Origin of the sequence: Mesorhizobium sp. M7A.F.Ca.US.005.03.2.1 (assembly GCF_003997795.1) — a bacterium.
GTDB lineage: Bacteria > Pseudomonadota > Alphaproteobacteria > Rhizobiales > Rhizobiaceae > Mesorhizobium > Mesorhizobium ciceri.
This window is the reverse complement of the sequence record NZ_RZRP01000756.1, coordinates 1-3,055: the sequence shown is the minus strand read 5'-3', so window position 1 is coordinate 3,055 and position 3,055 is coordinate 1. Positions and strand designations below refer to the sequence as shown.

Sequence of the window (3,055 nt, the reverse complement as noted above, 5' to 3'; positions counted from 1 at the left end):
ACGCGACGCCGGTGACGGGCGAGGGCCGCCGCATCGCCGTGCTCGGCGACATGCTCGAACTCGGCGACCATTCGACCAAGCTGCATGCGGCCCTTGCCGATCTCATCGTCGGCACGGGCACGCAGACCGTTTTTCTTGGCGGCCCGGAAATGCGGGCGCTGGCCGAAGCGCTGCCGGCTGACATCAAGACGGAATACCGCGCCGGTGTCGAGGAGCTGAAGCCGGTGCTGCTTGCCGCGCTCAAGCCGGGTGACGTGGTGATGATCAAATCGTCGAAGGGCATCGGTTTTGCAAAACTGGTCGATGCGCTGCTGGGCAAATTCCCGGCTGAATCGACAACCAGAAAACAGACCTAGGTCGGGGGACGAAAGCGCATGTTCACACTGCTCGTCGATTTTGCGGACAAGGTCTCGGTCTTCAATGTCTTCCGCTACATCACCTTCCGCACCGGTGGCGCGCTGATCACGTCGGCGCTGATCGTCTTCATCTTTGGACCGACCATCATCAATTCGCTGCGGCTGCGGCAAGGCAAGGGCCAGCCGATCCGCGCCGACGGGCCGCAGACACATTTCAAGAAGGCCGGCACGCCGACCATGGGCGGGCTGATGATCCTGTCGGGCATCATCGGCTCGTCGCTTTTGTGGGCGAACCTGTCGAGCATCTATGTCTGGGTGGTGCTGCTGGTGACGCTGGGCTTCGGCTCGATCGGCTTTTACGACGACTATCTGAAGGTCACCAAGCAGTCGCATCTCGGCTTTTCCGGCAAGGCACGGCTGGCGCTGGAATTCGTCATCGCCGGCATCGCCGCCTGGGTGATCATGCACAATGGCCAGGCGCCGTTCTCGTCGTCGCTGACTTTTCCCTTCGCCAAGGAATTCATCGTCAATCTCGGCTGGTTTTTCATTCCGTTCTCCTGCTTCGTCATCGTCGGCGCCGGCAATGCGGTGAACCTGACCGACGGCCTTGACGGCCTGGCGATCGTGCCGATCATGATCGCGGCTGCCTCCTTCGGCGTCATCGCCTATCTCTCCGGCAACGCCGTGTTCGCCGAATATCTGCAGATCCATTTCGTGCCCGGCACCGGTGAACTGGCGGTCGTGCTCGGCGCGGTCATCGGCGCTGGCCTCGGCTTCCTCTGGTTCAACGCGCCGCCGGCGGCGATCTTCATGGGCGACACCGGATCGCTGGCCATGGGCGGCCTGATCGGCACCGTCGCGGTCGCCACCAAGCATGAGATCGTGCTGGTCATCGTCGGCGGATTGTTCGTCGTCGAAATCCTGTCCGTCATCATCCAGGTCGGCTACTTCAAGATGACCGGCAAGCGGGTGTTCCTGATGGCGCCGATCCACCATCATTTCGAAAAGCTCGGCTGGACCGAAAGCCAGGTGGTGATCCGCTTCTGGATCATCGCCGTCATCCTGGCGCTGGTCGGCCTGTCGACCCTCAAGCTGAGATAGGAAGCCCTTTGATCCCCGCCGCATCCTTTTCAGGCAAGCGCGTTTCGCTCTTCGGGCTCGGTGGCTCGGGGATCGCGACGGCGCGCGCGCTGATCGAGGGCGGCGCGGACGTGCTGGCCTGGGACGACAATCCCGACAGTGTGGCCAAGGCCGCCATTGCCGGTATCGCGACCGCTGATTTGCGCGGCGCCGACTGGGCGAAATTCTCGGCCTTCGTGCTGTCGCCTGGTGTGCCGCTGACGCATCCCAAGCCGCATTGGACGGTGGAACTGGCGCGCGGCTCAGGCGTCGAGATCGTCGGCGACATCGAGCTTTTCTGCCGCGAGCGGATGCTGAGCGCGCCGACAGCGCCTTTCATCGCCATCACCGGCACCAACGGCAAGTCGACGACGACCGCGCTGACCGCGCACATCCTGAAAGCCGCGGGACGCGATGCCCAGATGGGCGGCAATATCGGCCGCGCGGTGATGACGCTCGATCCGCCCGAGCCCGATCGGCACTATGTCGTCGAGTGTTCGTCCTACCAGATCGACCTCGCGCCCTCGATCAATCCGACGGCCGGCATCCTGCTCAATCTGACGCCCGATCATCTCGACCGCCATGGCACCATGCAGCACTACGCCGCGATCAAGGAGCGGCTGGTGGCCGGCAGCGAGACGGCGATCGTCGGCGTCGACGATTCCTGGTGCGCGCAGATTGCCGAGCGGCTGGAGCGGGCGGGGCGGCATGTCATCCGCATTTCCAAGCGCCTGCCGCTGACCGACGGCTATTTCGCCGATGGCAGCAATTTGATGGAAGCTGTGCACGGCCGTTACAGCCGTGTCGCCTTCCTCGAAGGCATCGGCTCCTTGCGTGGCCAGCACAATGCCCAGAACGCTCTGGCTGCGGTCGCCGCTTGTCTCAAGATCGGGCTGGAGCTTGGCGAGATCCAGTCGGGACTGGAAAGCTTTCCCGGCCTCGCGCACCGCATGGAGCAGGTCGGCCGCAAGGACCATGTGCTGTTCATCAACGATTCCAAGGCGACCAATGCCGATGCTGCGGCGCCGGCGCTGTCGAGCTTTGCACGCATCTACTGGATCGCCGGCGGCCTGCCCAAGGAAGGCGGCATCGAACCCTTGCGCGGCTTCTTCCCGCGCATCGCCAAGGCCTATCTTATCGGCGAGGCGGCGCCGGCGTTTTCGGCGACGCTGGGCGAGGCCGTGCCCTACGAGATTTCAGGCACGCTGGCCGCGGCGGTCGAGCACGCCGCGCATGATGCGGCTAAGGACGACAGCGGCGAGGCGGTGGTGCTGCTGTCGCCGGCCTGCGCCAGCTTCGACCAGTTCAAGAATTTCGAAGTTCGCGGCGAAGCCTTCAGGCAAGCTGCGAATGCTATCGAGGGTGTGAAACCCATCGGAGGGGCACGATAATGCAGAGCCGTCTCGACAAAAGTCCGGTTGCGACCTGGTGGTGGACGATCGATCGCTGGTTCCTGGCGGCGTTCCTGTCGCTGATGGGCCTCGGTATCGTGCTGTCCTTCGCGGCGAGCCCGGCGGTCGCCGAACGCATCGGCCTCGACAGTTTCCACTTCGCCACCAGGCAGATCATCTTCACCGTAC

2 protein-coding genes and 2 pseudogenes are annotated in these 3,055 nt (G+C 63.9%); all 4 read left to right on the top strand.

Annotated features, from left to right (window positions below; genetic code table 11):
* A pseudogene (locus EN991_RS29695) lies at nt 1-356 on the top strand (UDP-N-acetylmuramoylalanyl-D-glutamyl-2, 6-diaminopimelate--D-alanyl-D-alanine ligase); the annotation flags it as partial.
* A gap of 18 nt (nt 357-374) precedes the next feature.
* Entirely contained in the window at nt 375-1,457 is a 1,083-nt protein-coding gene (mraY, locus tag EN991_RS29690) for a phospho-N-acetylmuramoyl-pentapeptide-transferase (protein WP_013530954.1), read from the top strand.
* Between the two features lie 8 nt (nt 1,458-1,465).
* Nucleotides 1,466-2,866: a UDP-N-acetylmuramoyl-L-alanine--D-glutamate ligase gene (gene murD, locus EN991_RS29685; RefSeq protein ID WP_127370083.1), complete on the top strand. Its 1,401-nt coding sequence runs from the start codon at nt 1,466-1,468 to the stop codon at nt 2,864-2,866.
* Nucleotides 2,866-3,055 (top strand): annotated as a pseudogene (locus tag EN991_RS29680) (cell division protein FtsW); the annotation flags it as partial. The gene murD and the pseudogene EN991_RS29680, both read left to right, overlap by 1 nt.

What these genes read in the sequence shown, in the direction of transcription:
- mraY (WP_013530954.1), top strand. Translation starts at nt 375, where the DNA reads ATGTTCACACTGCTCGTCGATTTTGCGGACAAGGTCTCGGTCTTCAAT.